We start from the raw sequence: 16,252 nt of genomic DNA, 5'->3' as shown, positions 1-16,252 counted from the left end.
CGCGACGCCATCATTTTTATCGTCATGATGGCCGGGTGGCCGACGAAGCGGCCTTCCGTCTGCGTGCAATCGAGACTGCAGAGCACATATCGGAACTCGCAACCTTCGCTCGTGTCCAGACGCGCATGACGGCGAGCACGCCCTGGGGCGGCTCGCAGATGGCAACGATCTATGTCGAGGGATCGTCAGCTACTCGACATCCGGCCATGGCGGCTTTCATCTTTCTCACGATCGAAATCATATTGTCGATTCCTCCGTTCGCAGCGCGGGCGGTTGGTACGAAGAGGACTGCGAATGGGCAATCGTTGCATTGACGTTTCCGGACGTGTTCACGGGTTACGAACGCCGATGCGCCGAGGAAATCGCCAAGCACACCTTTCCGGCCTTCTGGGAAAAGCTGCGCGGTCGTCGGCTCGAGCCTGGGGAATCCCGGACGAAGGATCGCGCGTGTTTCGATCTCACCCACGCCAACGACTGGATCGTCATCTCGGCAATCACCTCATCCCAACATGCCGGCATGACCGAGGTCATCGCCACAAAAGGCGGCAAACGCGAGTTTGGCCAGGAAGAACGGCGTTTTCTCGTATCGGATGCAGAATACAGTAAGCGCAGCGGTTTCGGCTTCGTCATCGATCTGCAGCTTCACACTGTCTATGACGGGCCGTCGAGCTTCGCCGGCTGGAGCGTGAGGGCGGCATGATGAGATCAGTCATGTCTCCCAAAACGCAGCTATCCCGCATGGAGGACGCGCGCCGCCAGACCCAAAAGCAGCTGCAGATTATCGAACGGCAGATCAGCCGTCGGATGACGGCGATCATGCCGCAGATCGCCAGACGGCAAACTGGCTAACGCAAGGGAAGGGCGCCCGATGGACGGACCCTGCTCGAACGCTATCGCGCCAACCTCGCCGGCATCACCGCCGAACGCCAGCCGGAAGTCGATGCCCTCTCGCGAAAGCTGGCACGGCAGGACGCGGCGATTGCAGCGCTGCGGAACAGTCTGTCGGCCGTCGGCGCGCAACATCACTCGAACCGGGAGGGCTTGCACCATATCGACCATTGGCGACCTTGAACAGCAGGCCGGGATCGGATCGTCCGATGTCGAGCGCACGGCGTTCTGGCTGCGGTTTCATTATCTCGAGGGGAAGGCTTGTCTCGACGCAGGCGTTGCAGAGCTTCGACGGATGATCTCCGAGCGTGAAGGGACAGCGCCGCGTTCCGAAAAACGGACACGCGAGCGATTGCCTGTTCTCAGCACCGAGCAGGAAGCAGCACTCCTTGCCTATGCCGCCAGGCACGGCCGACGCTGGAAGAGCATCCTGAACAATGTCTGGATGGGTGGACCGCCGCATGACGATGGCGGGATCCTGCGCGGGCTTCGAAACACCCATGGCCCGACCTGGCTTCAATCCTACCGGTTGCCTAAGGCAGTTACGGGGAGCCAGCCCGACGGAAACGTCGCGGTATCCGGTGAGCTTGCCGGCAAGGTCGAGGAATAGTGCGGGCTGGGACCATCTCCCTTTCCAGGTCCAGTTAGGGCTCCGTGACGGTTTGTCCTTCGGTTTTGCTGCGGTCTGAACCAGCGGCCGTTCGCTTCAAGGCCGCTATCGCGCCGCGGGGCGGCCGGACCCCGCCACCCTGCACGGAACAGCTTCGCTCGACATCACAGGGCTTCCGCCCTGCTTGCTCGCAAATCGGCTCCGCTTGGCTTGGACAGGCCCGGACCCTGAAGCGCCCGTCTTCCGCCGGTTCGGGTCGACCGCACCGAAGGGCAAGCCGGCACGGGGCCGGAACCGCTTCGGCTCGAAAGGAAGAGACATGGCCAAGCCCGCAACCAATCCTCGCCAGACTGCCCGCGTCGTCCAACTTCGCAAGGGCGCCACCGTCGAAATGGTCCGGCTCACCTGCCCCGACAGCGCCCAGGCGATCAAGATCGCCGAAAGCTTCGGGACCGCGGTCATCGACAGCGACGGGATCCGCGATCTCCATGAGCGGCTCATCTCCGAGACCGCCGATGCTCTCAGCGAAGGCCTTGGCGAACGTGCCATGCAGATACACCTCCAGCGCATCGTCGGCGCCTATGTCGGCTCCGCCCACGGCGCTGGACAGTTCTACAGCAATGCCGTCACCCAGGCGCGCGATGCCACAGCCAAGGCTGCAAACGACGCCCGCGACGAGGACCTGGACGGTCCCGTCGGTTACGACAGCGCCGCCCACCGCAAACGTGAATTCGCCGCAGACATGGGCATCCAAGCCCATGCGTTGCGCATGGCCGCCGAAGGTGCCGTCGCCGCCTACAAGCACATCGTCGGCGAGAACTGGAAGCCCTTCGATCGCCCGGTTGAAAATCCCGGACAGTCCGTCGATCGCAAGGCCGCCGAAGCACAAATGTCGGCCTTCGACTAAGGACTTGCACCAAGGTGGGGCTCCGGCCCCGCCTCTACATGCTTCATTCAACAACGAGCGGCGGCATGCCACCGCTCATCGTTGCGGTGACTGCAGCTCAAGTCGGTTCTTTTACTCGCCCTTGGCGATGGGGATCAACGGGCTGGGAAACGCTGTGTCATCGGGGAGCTCGGCGATCGTTGCCGTCAGTTTCCGAATCCGATCGATCGAAAAGGCGTTGTCGGCGAACCACAGTTCGATCACCGCAGGATCGAGGGAATCGACCATGGCGGAGGTTGGAACAGTGCAGCCAGATGCCCTGATGGTGCGAATGTTTTCCTGATATCGCCGGATACGCTCCTCCATCGGAAGCTCCGGGCCGTGTTTCAAAAGCTTTTCTTTGGGCCATTCCGGCATGCCTAGATCCCCTGTCCCGCCAATCGCTACGATATCCGGGTTCGCGCTGAAACTGAAACGTGGACACGATTCCAGCACGTCGATGTCGTGTTGTGACCGCGATAATTTCGAACGGATTGGCGGTTGAGCGCCACTGGACGTGGTCCCGTCTCGTGCTTCGGACCTGCAGGAGCCGCCGGCGCCAGGCAACGGCATCGCCGTCCTCCACGCTGTTGCGGCCGTTCCGGTGCTTGGCCCCGCCTCTGGGGCTCCTGCCTTCTGCCTCCGCGACGGGACCGCGATTGGCGCGGTTCCTGAAATTATGGAGACGAAAATGAGCAGGAACCCGGAATCGAAGCGAGCCGACATTCATAACAAGATCACCGACCGGATTATTGAGGACCTGGAAATGGGTGTGCGCCCGTGGATGAAGCCATGGAGTGCGGGCAATACAGAGGGTCGCATCACGCGCCCACTTCGGCACAACGGCACTCCATACTCAGGGATGAACGTGCTTCTGCTCTGGTCGGAACAGATATCGCGCGGCTTTTCCTCGTCGATGTGGATGACATTCAAGCAGGCGCTCGAATTGGGGGCCGCCGTTCGCAAGGGAGAGACCGGGTCGACGGTTGTCTTCGCCAGCCGATTCACCAAGTCCGAGGCAGATGGGAACGGTGGCGCAGTTGACCGCGAGATCCCGTTTCTCAAGGCGTATTCTGTCTTTAATATAGCGCAGATCGATGGCCTGCCGGACCATTTCCATGATCGACCGCAGCCCGATCTTGATCCGATTGGACGTATTGACACCGCCGAGCGCTTCTTCCGCAATACCGGCGCGATCATCCGCCACGGCGGCAACCAGGCCTTCTACGCGCCGGGGTCGGATCACATCCAGATGCCGCCGTTTCAGGCGTTCAAGGACGCGGCCAGCTATTACGCGACCCTCAGTCATGAATCGACGCATAATGCCGCGATCCGGATTATGCCGCATGGCCTCTTTTGGAGGCCTGTTGCCTGTTTTCGGCCATGCGGCTGTTCGGAATAATCAGAGCCCTTCCAGGAAGGCGAGCAGGTTATCGTCTGGCCGGAACCGCCCCGAAGGCGTTGCCGGGGCCGCGACGCGGGCAAGCGCCTTTTCCTTCATTCGCATGTCGGCATGGATGTAGATCTGGGTGGTCTCGACGTTTTCGTGACCAAGCCAGAGCGCGATGACCGCAGGATCGACGCCGTGATGGAGCAGGTCCATCGCCGTACTGTGGCGCAGCGTATGCGGCGTAACCCGCTTGCAGCCAATGCTGGGGCACGTGCGTGATGCCGTCAGGCAATGTTTGCGCACGAGATGCTCAAGGGCATCGTGGCTCAGCGGCTCCCCTCTGATCGATGGGAATAGCGGCCTGCCCTTGTCACCGTCCCCGATCCAAACGGCCAGGAGCTTGGCCGTTTCACGGCGAAGCGGGGTGGCGCGCTCCTTCCTGCCCTTTCCCATGCAGCGGATATGAGCGCCGGATCCGAGTACCACGTCAGCACACTTGAGACCGACCAGCTCGGAGGCCCTGAGCCCGGTTTGTACCGCGAGTAACAGCAGGGCATGGTCGCGTCGCCCCGCCCATGTCTGCCGGTCAGGCGCTGCCAGCAAGGCAGCGATTTCGTTGGTGTCGAGGAACGTCACCTCGCGCCGCACGTAGCGCTTGTTGGGCATGGCGAGGATCCGCTGACATTGTAGCAGCCAAGTCGGGTCGCTCATCGCGACATAGCGGAAGAAGGATCTGATCGCGGCGAGCCTGGTGTTTCTGCTGCGTGCGCTGTTGCCTCGGGCAGTCTCAGTATAGACGAGGAAGTCGGCAACCAGATCGGCGTCGATATCTTCGATCGTCAACTTGACCGGCGGCTTGCTGTGTCGTGCACTTGCGTACCGCAACAAAAGTCGGAACGTATCCCGGTAGCCGGCAATCGTATGGGGGCTCGCTTCCATCTGGATGCGGAGCCGGTCAGTGAAGAAGCGCTGGATTAACGAAGGCAAGGTAGCAACACTCATCGACCTGCCTCCTCGTCGTCGGATGTCGCTCGCGCCATTGCCAGACCGAGCAATTCGGGCACTGCTTCCAGATACCAGTACGTGTTGGCAGGGCTGCCGTGACCGAGATAGGTAGTCAGCCGGATCATCTCGCGTGCCGGGTCTTTGCCGGTGCGGTACCAAAAGATCATCGTCTTCACAGCGAAGCTGTGGCGAAGATCGTGAATGCGCGGTCCCCGTCCATGTTTGCAGTGTGGTTGATGGGTTCTGAGGCCGGCGTCCTGACATGCCCGCGCAAAGTTGTATCGGGCCCCGCAGTCGGTGAGCCGTGAAGCTTTGTCGGTGACGAACAGCGCCGCGACAGGATGGCCGATCAGCCGGTCCCGTTCGGCAAGATAGTCGATCAGGTGCGTGACGACGCTGAGATGGAGCGGTAGCAAGCGCTCTTTGCCAAGCTTGCCCTGCCGTACCCGCAGCACGCGGTTCAATGTGTCGATGTCATCCCGGTCAAGCGCCAACGCCTCGCTGATACGAAGACCAGTAACCGCGATGAGCCCGAACAGAGTGGAGCAGGTCAGGCCTCGCAGACCGTAGATCGACGGCAGTTCTTTCGCGGCCGCGATGATTGTTCTGATTTCATCGTCGCTGTAAATGTGTGGACGCGACCGTCGGATCGAGCTTGGTAGCAGCCCTTGTGGGGCACCTCATGAGCTGGATCGAAGCTGCTCAGCCATTGTGCGAACAGACGCACAACAGTCAGCCTGGCCCCTCTGGTCGAGGAGCAGGCCTCAGCCAGCGTGCCGTGCCAACGCAGGAACAACGCCGTGTCGACATGTGTGGCGCCCTCGCGGTCAGCGAAGCGGGTGAAGCGACGAAGGATGCGAGCAGCGGTACCAAGATCATAGCCCAGGCTGCGCCTGACACTCAGATAGCGGTCGAGTTGGATGGTGAGGCTCATCACACACCTCCCCCCACTGGCCAAGGCTGTGCGATCGATCGCAGGCCTTCAATGTCGATGCGTGCATAGATCATCGTCGATGTTCGTGATCGGTGTCGCAACACGTCGCCGATTTCATCCAGCGAAGCCCCGTGTTCACCAATTGGGTCGCAAGACTATGGCGGAGCAGGTGCGATCCCACATAGGGTGTCACCGGCTTCTGGCCGGTTGCCTTCAATGCCTCCTTGAGGACGTTATTGACGATCTGGCTATCTTTGAACGGTCGATGCGGGGCGCGATGGGTGACAAACATCGTGCGGCACGTCGCAGGGCCTCTCTCTTCACGAAGATAGCGGCTCAGCGCATCGCCGACCTCCATCGTGATCGGTAACCGGTCGTGTAGTTTGCCCTTGCCGCGCACCATGAGTTCGCCGGCGCGCCAATCGATGTCGTCGAGTTGGATTGCCATGACCTCGACTGCTCTCAACCCGAGCCGGGCCATGAGCAGCAGCATCGCATAGTCCCGTGCGCCGTGCCTTGGATTGTCGCGCACATTAGCCAGGACCGCTTCGACGCCATCCGGCGACAGATGTCGTGGCAGTCGCGGACTCCAGGACTTTGCAGTTTTCGGTACGCTCAGCGCCAGATTGGTCGACGTAGCTCCACATGCAAACAGATATTGGAGGAAATTCCGAACATGCGTACCAATCGTTTTGTCGCGGCGCGCGCTCGCCAGGACATGCTCCACGAACCCGATCGCATCGGCGGGACGCAAGCAACCGATATCGATCGTCGTTTCTCCGAAGCGGTAGTCGAGGAAACGGTTGGCGAAGCGCAGCGAGTGATAGATCGTCCGCTGGCTGAGGCCTCGTTGTTTAACGAGATAGGTTTCGAACCTTGCCAACAAGTCGGCGCGCGCGATCTGCGCTTGGGTTGGCGCCGTGGGCTCTACCACGCCGATGTCGATCAGATGCTGGGCAAACCGATGTGCGAGTTTGTGAGGGCGGACACTCTGGTAATACCTCCGCGGCAACGTCCGTCCCAGCCGATCGGCCATGTCAAGCGTGAGTTTTGAAAGCTTTACCCCTTCCGCATCCATCACCTGGCCAAGCCTTCGAATGATCGACCGGTACTCTTTGATGGTCGGCGCCTTGTAATCGGCGGCAACGAGCCGCTGGATAAACGAGTCCAGGTAGGGCTCGACGCAGGTGTTCAGAATCGCAGGCATCTTTCGTGCTCCTTGTTGTTGGAGCCACGAAGATTATGCCGAACGCCATTGACGCGATCACCCTGCAGGCCGCGGGTTCTCAAAGAGATGCGGCATAATCCGGATCGCGGCATTATGCGTCTTATGCCGATATCGGCATAAAACGCATTGGACTTCGCCAGAAGATCGGGTCGGGCGTGACTTGTCGCGTTACAGCAAGGACCGCAGCGAAAGAGCACGGGAAGAGTTAATCGCGGAGCTCGGAAGCTGCTTTTTATGCGCTGATCTCGGGATCGTTCCCGAACTCGAGCCCCGGCCGGACCACGCCGCATACCTTCAGTCCTGGTTATCGGTACTGGCTGAAGACAAGCGGGCGATCTTTCAGGCGGCAGCCCATGCGCAGCGGGCGGTCGCCTTCCTCCACGGATTGCAGGCAGATGGAGCAGAAGTGAGGGCGGCAGCCTGATACAGCGTTATTCAGATGATCCGCTCGGACCGGTCGCCAGCAACGATGGCGGCCGTTTCATCTGCCCGGTCCACAGGTGGCTCGCGATCATCGGCCATTCGCAGGTCCAACGAACCCCAGATCGACGGCTTTTGAACGCCGGTCTTCACTTTCCGGGACTGCTTGATTTCGACGATAAACGGTTTCGTCTGCTTTGCCATATTTCCTCCAGGCGACGAATCGCCCGGCAACTCTACTGAGAACGATTGGGGCTGCAAGCCGTTGCGACTGGGGAGATTGCGAATATGAGGTGCCTTAACGGTGAACTCAACGATCTGGCCGATCCGGTATGCCGTTAAACCGAGGCACGGTGGTGCCGGCCGCCATTGCCATATTCCTTTCCCTTGACGACAGGGCTCCATTCGCGGGCTCGATGAGGCATGTCTGGCCGGAGAGCGGCTTCGCCTCGATCTTATTCCCGCAACGGCGCTCCATCACTTTCATCCCCTGCCGGCTCACGCCGCCATTCCTCGCGAAACAAGAAAGCGTCTCCGCGCCGCCCTTCACGCTGTTCCGGCCTTGCCAGGTGCGGTCCGATCGTCCCCGGCCTTTGCGACTGCCATCGAGGCCGCAATGGAGCGGCCCGAAACAGCGAAAAGGAATACGACAATGGCTACCATCGGCACCTTCACCTCCACCGAAAACGGCTTCACCGGCTCGATCCGCACCCTCGCCCTCAACGTCAAGGCCCGCATCGCCCGCATCGAAAATCCCTCCGACAAGGGTCCGCAGTTCCGCATCTTCGCGGGAGCCGTTGAACTCGGCGCCGCCTGGCAGAAGCGCTCGGAGCAAACCGACCGCGACTACCTCTCGGTCAAGCTCGACGACCCGAGCTTCCCCGCCCGATCTACGCGACGCTCACCGAGGTCGAAGGGGAAGACGGCTACCAGCTGATCTGGTCCCGCCCGAGCCGGGACTGAGGCGCTCCGACCCCGCCCCAAAGGGCGGGGTCATTCCTTCAGCGAAAACCCAAAGCCGGATCAGGCATCGAGCCTGGTCCGGCTTTTTTGGTGGCACACGAGAGGGAGGGATAGCTGCTCAGGATCTGGTATTCTGCCGCTCGCGCATGCCTGCCTCAAGGATGAGCGGTTCCCCCAATTTTTTCCAGACGCCCACGGCGTCCTCCGAAAATCGGCTCCCCCACTCCCCGGCTCCGCCGGTCGCTCACGCGATCCCTGACCCCGCCATCCCCTCCCGGCCGCTGTCATCGTCTTTCACATACAAGGAGATCAGACGATGACCTACGACATTGAAATCCAGATCGAGGAACTGCGGGCCGAGCTTCGTAACGCGTGCGACGCCGGCGAGCGTCGCCAGATCCAGGCCGAGCTGGATGCCGCTCAGGCAGAGCTTGATGCCCTTGTCGACGAAGAGCCGCCTCATTGAGGGCGGCTTACGAAACCAGGAGCACCGGAGTTCGGTCTCCGCGACCCTAATGCAGGCGCGACCAAGGCGACGCGCGTTCCTGCAATCAGTTTGGTGTTTGCGTCCCGGGATCAAAGGCTGTCAGCTTCCAGCTCTCATCAGGGTCATCGAGAAGGCTTTCGAACCCCTCCCAGGTATCCTTGCCATCTACCCAAAACTGCTGGATCTGCTTCCACTTGCGATCGGCGAGAACCTGCATTTTGGCAATCATTTCAAGTTGTGAGCGGGAGAAGATAACGTCGTCAAGATCCTCGACTTTAAACGTAATACCCCCGCTGGCGTCGTAGACGACACGAAACAGCTGCATGTCGGCATCAAGGATGAACATGGATACCATCGGATCGCCATCCTCGCTCTTGGTTACGATCAGGGTGTCAATCCGATAGCCGCGCGTCGCCATGAGCAGTGCGCTGTCGATAGTATCGTTCATTGGTCCAATTCCAGCTGAAGCTGGCCTCTGTGATTGGTGGGTCATCCTATACGGCCAGCCCTGACGCCAGAACCCGTCGCTAGTAGTCCACGTGTCTGGAGCCCCGAGATCGCTTTGTCTGGGGCAGCGGATAGCATTGGGCATCATCGACCGTTGCGGTTCTCCTGCGATCCCATTTCATCGACATCAGGGATGGTGCGGATCGATCGTCCTGCCGCAACCTGATGCCGCCAGAATTTTCCCCGCCTTCGGCTTCCTCGCGACACAAAATTCAGTCGGCCTCAGGTCCTCCGCTACGCTGCGGCCGTTCGCGCCTTCCCATCGCGCTAGCGCAATGGGGTCCCACGGTGCAGCACTCCTTCCCGATCCGCAATCTCATCCCCGCGATGAAACGCAATCACAGGAGAAACATCATGCAACAACTCGCTAAATTCTTGCGCCACACCGGCCGCCGGCTTCGCGCACTTGACAAGATCATCTGTCACTTCTTCCGCAAGGGTAAACTCGGCCTGAAGGTCGCGATCAAGATCCCGTTCTTCGTCGAGATCGAAGTCAACTTCGAGACCGATTGGAACCGGCGCTCGTAAGGCGTCAACCGGCCCGCTTCGGCGGGCCGGTTCCTCAGCACCATGGTTGGCGCCGGCCCGACCATGTTCTGGCAAGGCCCTCGGCGACCAGACGGTCGCCAAGACTCCTGCCATCTCTAACGAGGACCCGAAGCTTGCGGCCGTAGCGATCCGTATCGCGGCCGGGCCAGGCGTGAAGCTGGAACGGTCCTTCATTGACGAGCTCGATCAAGCGGTCCGTCGCCCTATTCCCGAGTGCAAGCTCAGAACTGCATCTCGGGGTACTGATCTCGGGTGCATCGATATCGGCAACTCTCACTTTCTGCCCGTTGAGCCAGAGCGTGTCGCCGTCAACGACACAGTTTCTTCGAATGCTGGAAGAGCACTTTGCGAAACGAGCAGTAACCGTGTATTGCGAGGCTTCCACGAACGTGGAGAGCGATGTCGCGCCTAAAATGAGTGCAATGAGAGCGTAGCCTGTAACGTGTCGGCTCAACGGGTCGCCCCCTGCTGCAGGATGTCAGAGATCGCGGAACGATCCAGCTCACGGTTCACTGAGCATCTCGTTCGATAACCTCGCGCCCGCTTCTGACGGGTCAGGTCCAGAAAAAGGTTGACGGCATCCTGCTCCCGCTCGAAATGGTGGATCAAAGTCTGGCCCTTGGCGCCGATCCGACCCCATCGTCTCGTCAGGCAAAGTTCGCCGAAAAGGTTGGCGTCGATCGACATGGCATAGAAGCGGGCCATGTTCTTGGCGCGATCCGTGCGTTCCACATAAAGCTGATAAGGTTGTGCGATCATGACCCAGGATCGCGCGATCGAAATCCACGGTCCAACGACTTTTATGAATCGGTTTCGAGTCATCGATTCAATCGAGTGAAGGGTCTCCAAGGTCAAATTCCGGGCGATCCGCCTTCGGCGTACGGCTCTATTCGCCGCGGCGAACGAAGCCCGCAAGCGGTCTTCGGTAGGGTAGGCGTGGGGCATCTGCGAACAGAATACCCCTACGCCTCCCTCCGAACCGTGCTTGCACCTTTCAATGCACACGGCTCTCCATATGCGGTTTCACCCGACAGGAACTTGTGACGTCCCGGCAGGCCGGACAGACAATCATCGTCCGACGCTGCACGGTCCCCAAGTTCCGGTTCGTCAACGGCTTGTCTCGCAAATGCCGATCGCCATGACGATGATGCACTACGAACGGCCCGCGCGTATCACCACAGATGTCGCATTCGCGTGCATCGAGGCGGTCGATGAGGTCGTTTGGGCTTTTGACCCACCACGCTCCCTTGGTGACATCGTCCACCACTGGACTTGTCCAAGAGATGCGGCGTAGATGCTTCAGACGCCACAGTTTGAGGCTGCGAACTTCACCACGTATCACCGAGGAGACCTCGTAATCCGTGCCCTTGCTCAGACGTGCCCTGATCTTTGCCGTTGTTGTCCGATGACGCATCGCCAGCGTTTTCACGAGACTGCGGAGCGTCACCAGTTCCAACAGCCCTAACGCTTTTTTGACGTCATCGGCCAACACGTAATAGTTGGCGAAGCCACGGAACTCCGAGTTATAGGCGAGGACGATGTTGCGATCGCTGGTATGTGCGAACTGTACTCGTCGATGGCCATTCTTTCTGGCGAGATCGCCATAGCCATGCCTGTGACAGAACGCGGTGACCCTATCTCGTGGCACACGCAGGCTGACATTGCCGGTGGTCGGACGGCGCAGGATACGCCAAGTCCGTCCATCAGGCCCCTTGCGGTCGGATTTCCGTCCGGCGCAGGTCGAGGTGAATGTCGAGATGCGGTACCCAAGGAAGGTCACTCCCTTTGATGCGGCATGGATCCCACTTTTCTCGGGCGCAACGGCGAGCTTCAGGGTTTCCGTGAGATATTGTTCAACGGAAGCCATAATCTCGCGCGCTTCCTGCTTGCTGCCGATGATGCCGATCAGGAAGTCATCGGCATACCGACAGTAGCGGAGCCTTTTGAAGTTCGGGTCCATAGGATCGACGGACGGCATTTTCCGCCTTTCCCTATTGAGGGCTTCGATCTGCGCCATCACGGCGTTAATCTGACCCTGATCCGTGCCAACGGCACGGAGCCGTTCAACCTCTCGGCGGAGGCGATGGACGCGATGTTGTAACGCCGCGTAGGCCGCAAACGGACGCCGTTTGCGACCCTGATCAAAGCTCACCCGCAACGTCTGCATGAACTGGTCGAGTTCATGCAGATAGATGTTGGCAAGCAGGGGCGAGATAACCCCGCCCTGTGGTGTGCCGCTGTACGTGCGTTCGAAGACCCAATCTTCCATGTAGCCCGCTTTGAGCATTCCTTCGATCAGTTCGATGAACCTATCGTCATCGATACGCCTCTTTAGAAGCTCTAGCAGAATATCGTGGTCGATGTTGTCGAAGAACCCGCGCACATCCACTTCGATCAGCCATTTGCAACCCGTCCAAGTTTTCTTGATAAGCTCAAGGGCGCTATGACAGGATCGCCTCGGGCGGAACCCACGTGACTCATCGAGAAACACGGGCTCGTAGATTGCTTCGAGAATGATCCTGACTGCCTCTTGGACGAGCCGGTCCTCCACCGTGGGTATGCCCAGCGGTCGTGTTTTGCCGTTACCCTTCGGAATATATACCCGTCGGGCTGGTCGGAAGCGATAAGTACCCTCCGATACACGCGCGGCAATGCCGGCCAACTCTGACGACGTTATTCCGTCAAAAGTTTTGCCATCAATTCCCGGCGTGCCGGCTCCCCTGTTCCGGGAAACCTTTTCGAATGCCCGCTCAAAGAGGTACGGAGACCTCAACAGGCGGTGAAGGCCGTTTATCTTCCTTCCCGACCCTGACAATGTCGGTAGTGATTCAATTCTTTTCTGGATAGTCGCGGCCTGCATCAGCAGTACCTCTCCGTCAAAGAACGTCTTCTTTGCATACTGCAAATGCCGTTATTGGCGGCATCGTCCTTCCCCCGATCAGAGGCGCGTTCGACCGGACTGGCCGGACTTATACGCGTGCTCGTCCGCCTGTCGACGGCTGTCCCTGCCATTACGCAGGGCATTTGGGTACTATGACGGCTCCGTCGCCATACAGGTTCAACGCTGAACCTGCTACAGGCGATCCCGTAGTTGCGTGTGTGAGGAGTCGCGGTGTGTTTAGGTGTCCCGTTTATTTCCTTGACCTTCCGATGGAAGTCGTCCCGCGCGAACTGGTGATGGGGCGCACAGGGCAGTGCTTTCCATCTCGCACGACATAGCGTTTCAGCCGCATTCACTACAGCCAACCCTTTAGCAACTGGAAACTGGGATTCAGGCATATCAGCTTTCACCATGCACACCTTACTCTGCGCTCTCCACCGGACTGCGGCGCCCGATTTTGAGCCTTTTCCCGGCATGCTCTGGTCCCGTTCCCCTTTCGGGGTTTCAGTCGTTTCCGACACCGGTAAGCCGGGTGAGTAAGAGCCGAACCAGTAGGCTCCATTCTTTCGAACACTCCTTCTTTTTCTCCACGCCACAACGGCGCACCCCATTCGGGTCACGATCCTTTCGCGGTCGCGCCACCGGCGCTCAGTAGCCGATATAGCCGAGGACATCGCCACCATAATATTCCCCTTCGTCATCTGCCTCCGCGATGACGTCGCCGGTCTCGGTATCGACTAGCGACTGATCAGCGTCCCGGACAATCGCGACGATATGATGGAGCCGGCATTCTGCGATCGCTTCTCTCGCCGTGACCTGCGCTTGGCATGCTTCCCAGTATCTCATATCCGGTTCCCTGCATTCTGATCGGGACTCACTCTGCAATCTCGACCGGTTCAGGCTTCTTGTGGAACCGGTTGTCTCCGACGCATGAGGTCATGTCGTCACGGCGGAACCACATCGCGCGACCACAGCGCAGCGGTGGGTTACCCCCTGTGAACACAATCTGTTCGTCGGACCGCATCCTCAGGACTTCATGCGGCTGGATCAGGGGACGACTCGCAAGTTGCTTCGACCGCGTTCGCGACGAACCGCGCGCCTGGAAATTCCGGCTGACCTGATCGATCTCGACCGTCGTCGTACCGCAGCGACGGGAGATATAATCGGCCGTTTCCGGGTCGTTGATTGCCGCGAACGATATCCAGCTCGCGCTTTCGAACCACTTGCTCGTCGCGTCCCGGCCGCCGTAAGTTTCGCGCATCTGGCCGATGGACTGATAGATCATCGTCAGGGTAATGCCGTATTTGCGGCCCGCATCCCGCGCGGTCTCGAGAATACGCATGAAGCCCAAGCGTGCGACCTCGTCGAGAAGGAAGAGGGCCCTTCCCGGCATCGCTCCATCCCGATTGTAGATCGCGTTCAGAAACGAGCCGATGATCACACGCGCCAGGCCCGAATGGGTCTCAAGCGTCTTCAGGTCGAGGGCAACGAAGACATCAGTCTTTCCGTTCGCGATGTCGTCCGTCGAAAACGTTGATCCCGAAACCAGGCCTGCATAGTTCTGATAGCTCAGCCAGTGTGTTTCCTTGATCGCATTGGCATAGACGCCCGAGAATGTTTCCGGCGTCATGTTCACGAAGGCCGCCACGTTCTCCTTGACGAAATCGGATTCGGAGTTGTCGTAGATCTCCTGCAACCGGGCTCTGAGCACCGGCTCGGGTTCGGAAAGGTTCGTCCGCACCGTGCGCAAGGTCTGGCGTTCCTTTAACGTATGCCCGGACAGGCAAACATCGGCAATGATTGCTGTCAGCAATTGCAGACCGGAGGCTCGGAAGAAGTCGTCGCGCACGCCACTGGCGCGGCCGCTATCGCTCATGATCCAGGAGGCGACCGCCGCGATGTCCTCTTCTTTTGTCCCGCCGTGCCGGCCGATCCAGTCGAGGGCGTTAAACCCGACATCTGGATTTTTAGGATCAAGCACGACGACATCACGACCCGCGGCGCTGCGATGTGCTTTGACCATCGGCGCCACTTCGTTTGATGGATCGAGCACGATCAGCGTGCTGCCCCACTTAAGCGCCGTTGGGATCGTCACCGAGGTCGTTTTGAAGCCGCCGGAACCCGCAAAAACGATGCCGTGGCTCGACCCGAACGATCCATCAAAGCAAAGGAGCGGTGATTTGCCTCCAGCGCCCCAAGTCTCTTTTGCATCCGCGCGAAACGAGATCGCGGCCGTGCTGTCGCGGTCGACGCGGTAACGCTCGCCGACGACAATTCCGCCACCTTCCCCGAACAGCCTTTCGGCTTGCGGCAATGCCATCCATTCCGCTTCGCCATACAGCGCCCGCTTGCCGCGGATGCGCTTTGGTTCCGAGCGTGCAAAAGCAGCGTTGCCCAACATCGCGACACGCATTGCAAACAAGCCGCAGAAGAAGGCTGCGGTGGCGCCGCCCATGGTCCCGGGATCGAGATAAGATAGAGCGGATTTGCCTGTCGGCACCTGACCGGCGAATTGCAAGACCCGAGCGCTTTCGCGGATGGTGGCGATCACAATGACCGTCGTCGACCCTATGGCGACACCACATCCGGCAGTCTTGATGTTGATCGAACCATTCGCGGCAAAAAGAGCAATGACGCCGATTGCTGCCGCCAACGCATAGGGCAGGGACAAGCCGATGCGCCCGAGCGTCATCTTCGCTTTCGCCGTCGATCCGAAAGCCGCAATCCACTGTTCGATCCCCGGCAATAACAACGCAACGGCTATCATCACCAAGGGCGGGATGACAGCAAGAAGGGCCCTAGTCACCTTCATTGCCAAACGCCTCCGCGCCGATTGCGATCAGGCGGGACCGCTCCTCTTCATTGCCGGCAATCGCCTTTTGCGCTTCGATCAGAACACCCAGAAGGAGTGCGCGCTTTTCGTAGCGAAGGCCTGCTTTTACGATCAGGCCACCCAGCTCGATCTTCTCGCGGGCGTCTTTCTTTCTGGCCTCTGCTGTCGTGAGCCGCTGCATGCGTTCAAGCCTCGCCACCTTGGCCCGAAGCCGCGCCAGATGTGTGCGGCGTGGTTTCCGACTGGCCGCTTGCGCCAGCCCCTCCCCTATCCTTCCCGTTCGATCCGCCCTTGCCTCCGCGAAACCGCTTCGCCACGTCCTCGAACGCTGCCTGAAGCTCTCCGTCCTCGATCTCGATTTCTCCAAGCCCTGCCTTCAGCGCAATGCGCCCGATGCGTTCGGCATCGCGTGTTTCCGCCTGCTTCAACTGTTCCTGCAGCCGCGCAAGTTCTTCACGGATTTTGGAAGTCGGTTTCTTCATCGCGATTCAATCTCCAGTCGTCTTAGTAAGGGTGCGAGCGAAGACTCTTCGATTTCCGTGCAACAGGACAGGTACAAATTTGTACCTCGCCAAAGCGCCAGCATTTGGCGAATGATCCCGCCGTTCCGAAGGAGCGGATCCAAGGGCGCA

At 59.8% G+C, this 16,252-nt stretch carries 18 protein-coding genes and 4 pseudogenes; 9 read left to right on the top strand and 13 right to left on the bottom strand.

The genetic code is table 11. The features are described from left to right. Nucleotides 1-88: 88 nt before the first annotated feature. The 4 genes from G3A56_RS29735 (at nucleotide 89) to G3A56_RS27035 (ending at nucleotide 2,405) form a co-directional block, all read left to right on the top strand. Nucleotides 89-700, top strand: coding sequence for a DUF7007 domain-containing protein (locus G3A56_RS29735; protein ID WP_425503401.1), 612 nt, complete (start codon nucleotides 89-91; stop codon nucleotides 698-700). An 11-nt stretch (nucleotides 701-711) separates the two neighbouring features. Beyond that, entirely contained in the window at nucleotides 712-849 is a 138-nt protein-coding gene (locus G3A56_RS29730; RefSeq protein ID WP_425503396.1) for a hypothetical protein, read from the top strand. Nucleotides 850-868: 19 nt separating this feature from the next. Continuing rightward, nucleotides 869-1,498: a hypothetical protein gene (locus G3A56_RS27040; RefSeq protein WP_425503395.1), complete on the top strand. Its 630-nt coding sequence runs from the start codon at nucleotides 869-871 to the stop codon at nucleotides 1,496-1,498. A 319-nt stretch (nucleotides 1,499-1,817) separates the two neighbouring features. Beyond that, a complete protein-coding gene (locus G3A56_RS27035; RefSeq protein WP_125271652.1) occupies nucleotides 1,818-2,405 on the top strand; it encodes a hypothetical protein in 588 nt (195 codons plus the stop codon). A 111-nt stretch (nucleotides 2,406-2,516) separates the two neighbouring features. On the opposite strand, the gene G3A56_RS27030 is transcribed toward G3A56_RS27035, so the two are convergent. Further along, nucleotides 2,517-2,750, bottom strand: coding sequence for a hypothetical protein (locus G3A56_RS27030; RefSeq protein ID WP_246231464.1), 234 nt, complete (start codon nucleotides 2,748-2,750; stop codon nucleotides 2,517-2,519). 364 nt (nucleotides 2,751-3,114) lie between these two features. Between G3A56_RS27030 and G3A56_RS27025 the strand changes: the two are divergent. Beyond that, a pseudogene (locus G3A56_RS27025) lies at nucleotides 3,115-3,744 on the top strand (ArdC family protein); the annotation flags it as partial. An 81-nt stretch (nucleotides 3,745-3,825) separates the two neighbouring features. On the opposite strand, the gene G3A56_RS27020 reads toward G3A56_RS27025, so the two are convergent. From G3A56_RS27020 to G3A56_RS27010, 3 genes and pseudogenes are all read right to left on the bottom strand, one after another. Further along, entirely contained in the window at nucleotides 3,826-4,815 is a 990-nt protein-coding gene (locus tag G3A56_RS27020) for a tyrosine-type recombinase/integrase (protein WP_080823871.1), read from the bottom strand. Next, nucleotides 4,812-5,752, bottom strand: a pseudogene (locus tag G3A56_RS27015) (tyrosine-type recombinase/integrase). Before G3A56_RS27015 ends, G3A56_RS27020 begins: the two are co-directional and overlap by 4 nt. Nucleotides 5,753-5,822: 70 nt before the next feature. Next, nucleotides 5,823-6,959: a tyrosine-type recombinase/integrase gene (locus G3A56_RS27010; RefSeq protein WP_246231463.1), complete on the bottom strand. Its 1,137-nt coding sequence runs from the start codon at nucleotides 6,957-6,959 to the stop codon at nucleotides 5,823-5,825. Between the two features lie 142 nt (nucleotides 6,960-7,101). On the opposite strand from G3A56_RS27010, the pseudogene G3A56_RS27005 reads away from it, so the two are divergent. Then, nucleotides 7,102-7,404, top strand: a pseudogene (locus G3A56_RS27005) (zincin-like metallopeptidase domain-containing protein); the annotation flags it as partial. 11 nt (nucleotides 7,405-7,415) lie between these two features. Here G3A56_RS27005 and G3A56_RS27000 read toward each other — a convergent pair. Continuing rightward, nucleotides 7,416-7,604, bottom strand: a complete 189-nt coding sequence (locus tag G3A56_RS27000) for a hypothetical protein (protein ID WP_125271654.1) — start codon at nucleotides 7,602-7,604, stop codon at nucleotides 7,416-7,418. Between the two features lie 448 nt (nucleotides 7,605-8,052). Here G3A56_RS27000 and G3A56_RS26995 point away from each other — a divergent pair. Together G3A56_RS26995 and G3A56_RS28500 are read left to right on the top strand one after the other, a co-directional pair. Next, nucleotides 8,053-8,363 (top strand): annotated as a pseudogene (locus tag G3A56_RS26995) (DUF736 domain-containing protein). Nucleotides 8,364-8,679: 316 nt separating this feature from the next. Continuing rightward, nucleotides 8,680-8,829 carry a hypothetical protein gene (locus G3A56_RS28500; protein WP_170311464.1) on the top strand — a complete coding sequence of 50 codons (150 nt, stop codon included), beginning with the start codon at nucleotides 8,680-8,682 and terminating at the stop codon, nucleotides 8,827-8,829. Nucleotides 8,830-8,914: 85 nt separating this feature from the next. On the opposite strand, the gene G3A56_RS26990 is transcribed toward G3A56_RS28500, so the two are convergent. Further along, nucleotides 8,915-9,298: a hypothetical protein gene (locus G3A56_RS26990; protein ID WP_164056960.1), complete on the bottom strand. Its 384-nt coding sequence runs from the start codon at nucleotides 9,296-9,298 to the stop codon at nucleotides 8,915-8,917. Between the two features lie 413 nt (nucleotides 9,299-9,711). Between G3A56_RS26990 and G3A56_RS28495 the strand changes: the two genes are divergently transcribed. Further along, nucleotides 9,712-9,885 carry a hypothetical protein gene (locus tag G3A56_RS28495; protein ID WP_170311463.1) on the top strand — a complete coding sequence of 58 codons (174 nt, stop codon included), beginning with the start codon at nucleotides 9,712-9,714 and terminating at the stop codon, nucleotides 9,883-9,885. A gap of 34 nt (nucleotides 9,886-9,919) precedes the next feature. Here the strand turns inward: G3A56_RS28495 and G3A56_RS26985 are convergent, their stop codons facing one another. The 7 genes from G3A56_RS26985 to traC all read right to left on the bottom strand — a co-directional run bounded on the left by G3A56_RS26985 (nucleotide 9,920) and on the right by traC (nucleotide 16,102). Next, nucleotides 9,920-10,291, bottom strand: coding sequence for a thermonuclease family protein (locus G3A56_RS26985; protein WP_246231473.1), 372 nt, complete (start codon nucleotides 10,289-10,291; stop codon nucleotides 9,920-9,922). Between the two features lie 65 nt (nucleotides 10,292-10,356). Further along, nucleotides 10,357-10,665, bottom strand: coding sequence for a WGR domain-containing protein (locus tag G3A56_RS26980; protein WP_164056958.1), 309 nt, complete (start codon nucleotides 10,663-10,665; stop codon nucleotides 10,357-10,359). A gap of 235 nt (nucleotides 10,666-10,900) precedes the next feature. Next, a complete protein-coding gene (locus G3A56_RS26975; RefSeq protein WP_246231462.1) occupies nucleotides 10,901-12,766 on the bottom strand; it encodes a reverse transcriptase domain-containing protein in 1,866 nt (621 codons plus the stop codon). A 669-nt stretch (nucleotides 12,767-13,435) separates the two neighbouring features. After that, complete coding sequence (locus tag G3A56_RS26970; protein ID WP_164056957.1) at nucleotides 13,436-13,633, bottom strand: hypothetical protein; 198 nt, start codon at nucleotides 13,631-13,633, stop codon at nucleotides 13,436-13,438. Between the two features lie 28 nt (nucleotides 13,634-13,661). Beyond that, the gene (gene traG, locus G3A56_RS26965; protein WP_164056956.1) at nucleotides 13,662-15,599 is read right to left on the bottom strand and encodes a Ti-type conjugative transfer system protein TraG; all 1,938 of its coding nucleotides are present in this window, start codon (nucleotides 15,597-15,599) and stop codon (nucleotides 13,662-13,664) included. Then, on the bottom strand, nucleotides 15,586-15,801 hold the full coding sequence (gene traD / locus G3A56_RS26960; RefSeq protein ID WP_164056955.1) for a type IV conjugative transfer system coupling protein TraD: 216 nt from the start codon (nucleotides 15,799-15,801) through the stop codon (nucleotides 15,586-15,588). The genes traG and traD overlap by 14 nt, the downstream gene beginning before the upstream one ends. Before the next feature lie 4 nt (nucleotides 15,802-15,805). Continuing rightward, the gene (traC, locus tag G3A56_RS26955) at nucleotides 15,806-16,102 is read right to left on the bottom strand and encodes a conjugal transfer protein TraC (protein ID WP_164056954.1); all 297 of its coding nucleotides are present in this window, start codon (nucleotides 16,100-16,102) and stop codon (nucleotides 15,806-15,808) included. Nucleotides 16,103-16,252: the final 150 nt, after the last annotated feature.

This window comes from Rhizobium oryzihabitans, assembly GCF_010669145.1.
Taxonomy (GTDB): Bacteria; Pseudomonadota; Alphaproteobacteria; order Rhizobiales; family Rhizobiaceae; genus Agrobacterium; species Agrobacterium oryzihabitans.
Note: the sequence above shows the minus strand (reverse complement) of the source record. Positions and strands in the feature narration are given on the sequence as shown.

Bases quoted from the DNA above. Each gene is read 5' to 3' on its own strand.
- G3A56_RS29730 (WP_425503396.1), top strand. From the start codon at position 712: ATGTCTCCCAAAACGCAGCTATCCCGCATGGAGGACGCGCGCCGCCAG.
- G3A56_RS27040 (WP_425503395.1), top strand. From the start codon at position 869: ATGGACGGACCCTGCTCGAACGCTATCGCGCCAACCTCGCCGGCATCA.
- G3A56_RS27035 (WP_125271652.1), top strand. From the start codon at position 1,818: ATGGCCAAGCCCGCAACCAATCCTCGCCAGACTGCCCGCGTCGTCCAA.
- G3A56_RS27030 (WP_246231464.1), bottom strand. From the start codon at position 2,750: ATGGAGGAGCGTATCCGGCGATATCAGGAAAACATTCGCACCATCAGG.
- G3A56_RS27020 (WP_080823871.1), bottom strand. From the start codon at position 4,815: ATGAGTGTTGCTACCTTGCCTTCGTTAATCCAGCGCTTCTTCACTGAC.
- G3A56_RS27010 (WP_246231463.1), bottom strand. From the start codon at position 6,959: ATGCCTGCGATTCTGAACACCTGCGTCGAGCCCTACCTGGACTCGTTT.
- G3A56_RS27000 (WP_125271654.1), bottom strand. From the start codon at position 7,604: ATGGCAAAGCAGACGAAACCGTTTATCGTCGAAATCAAGCAGTCCCGG.
- G3A56_RS28500 (WP_170311464.1), top strand. From the start codon at position 8,680: ATGACCTACGACATTGAAATCCAGATCGAGGAACTGCGGGCCGAGCTT.
- G3A56_RS26990 (WP_164056960.1), bottom strand. From the start codon at position 9,298: ATGAACGATACTATCGACAGCGCACTGCTCATGGCGACGCGCGGCTAT.
- G3A56_RS28495 (WP_170311463.1), top strand. From the start codon at position 9,712: ATGCAACAACTCGCTAAATTCTTGCGCCACACCGGCCGCCGGCTTCGC.
- G3A56_RS26980 (WP_164056958.1), bottom strand. From the start codon at position 10,665: ATGATCGCACAACCTTATCAGCTTTATGTGGAACGCACGGATCGCGCC.
- G3A56_RS26975 (WP_246231462.1), bottom strand. From the start codon at position 12,766: ATGCAGGCCGCGACTATCCAGAAAAGAATTGAATCACTACCGACATTG.
- G3A56_RS26970 (WP_164056957.1), bottom strand. From the start codon at position 13,633: ATGAGATACTGGGAAGCATGCCAAGCGCAGGTCACGGCGAGAGAAGCG.
- traG (WP_164056956.1), bottom strand. From the start codon at position 15,599: ATGAAGGTGACTAGGGCCCTTCTTGCTGTCATCCCGCCCTTGGTGATG.
- traD (WP_164056955.1), bottom strand. From the start codon at position 15,801: ATGCAGCGGCTCACGACAGCAGAGGCCAGAAAGAAAGACGCCCGCGAG.
- traC (WP_164056954.1), bottom strand. From the start codon at position 16,102: ATGAAGAAACCGACTTCCAAAATCCGTGAAGAACTTGCGCGGCTGCAG.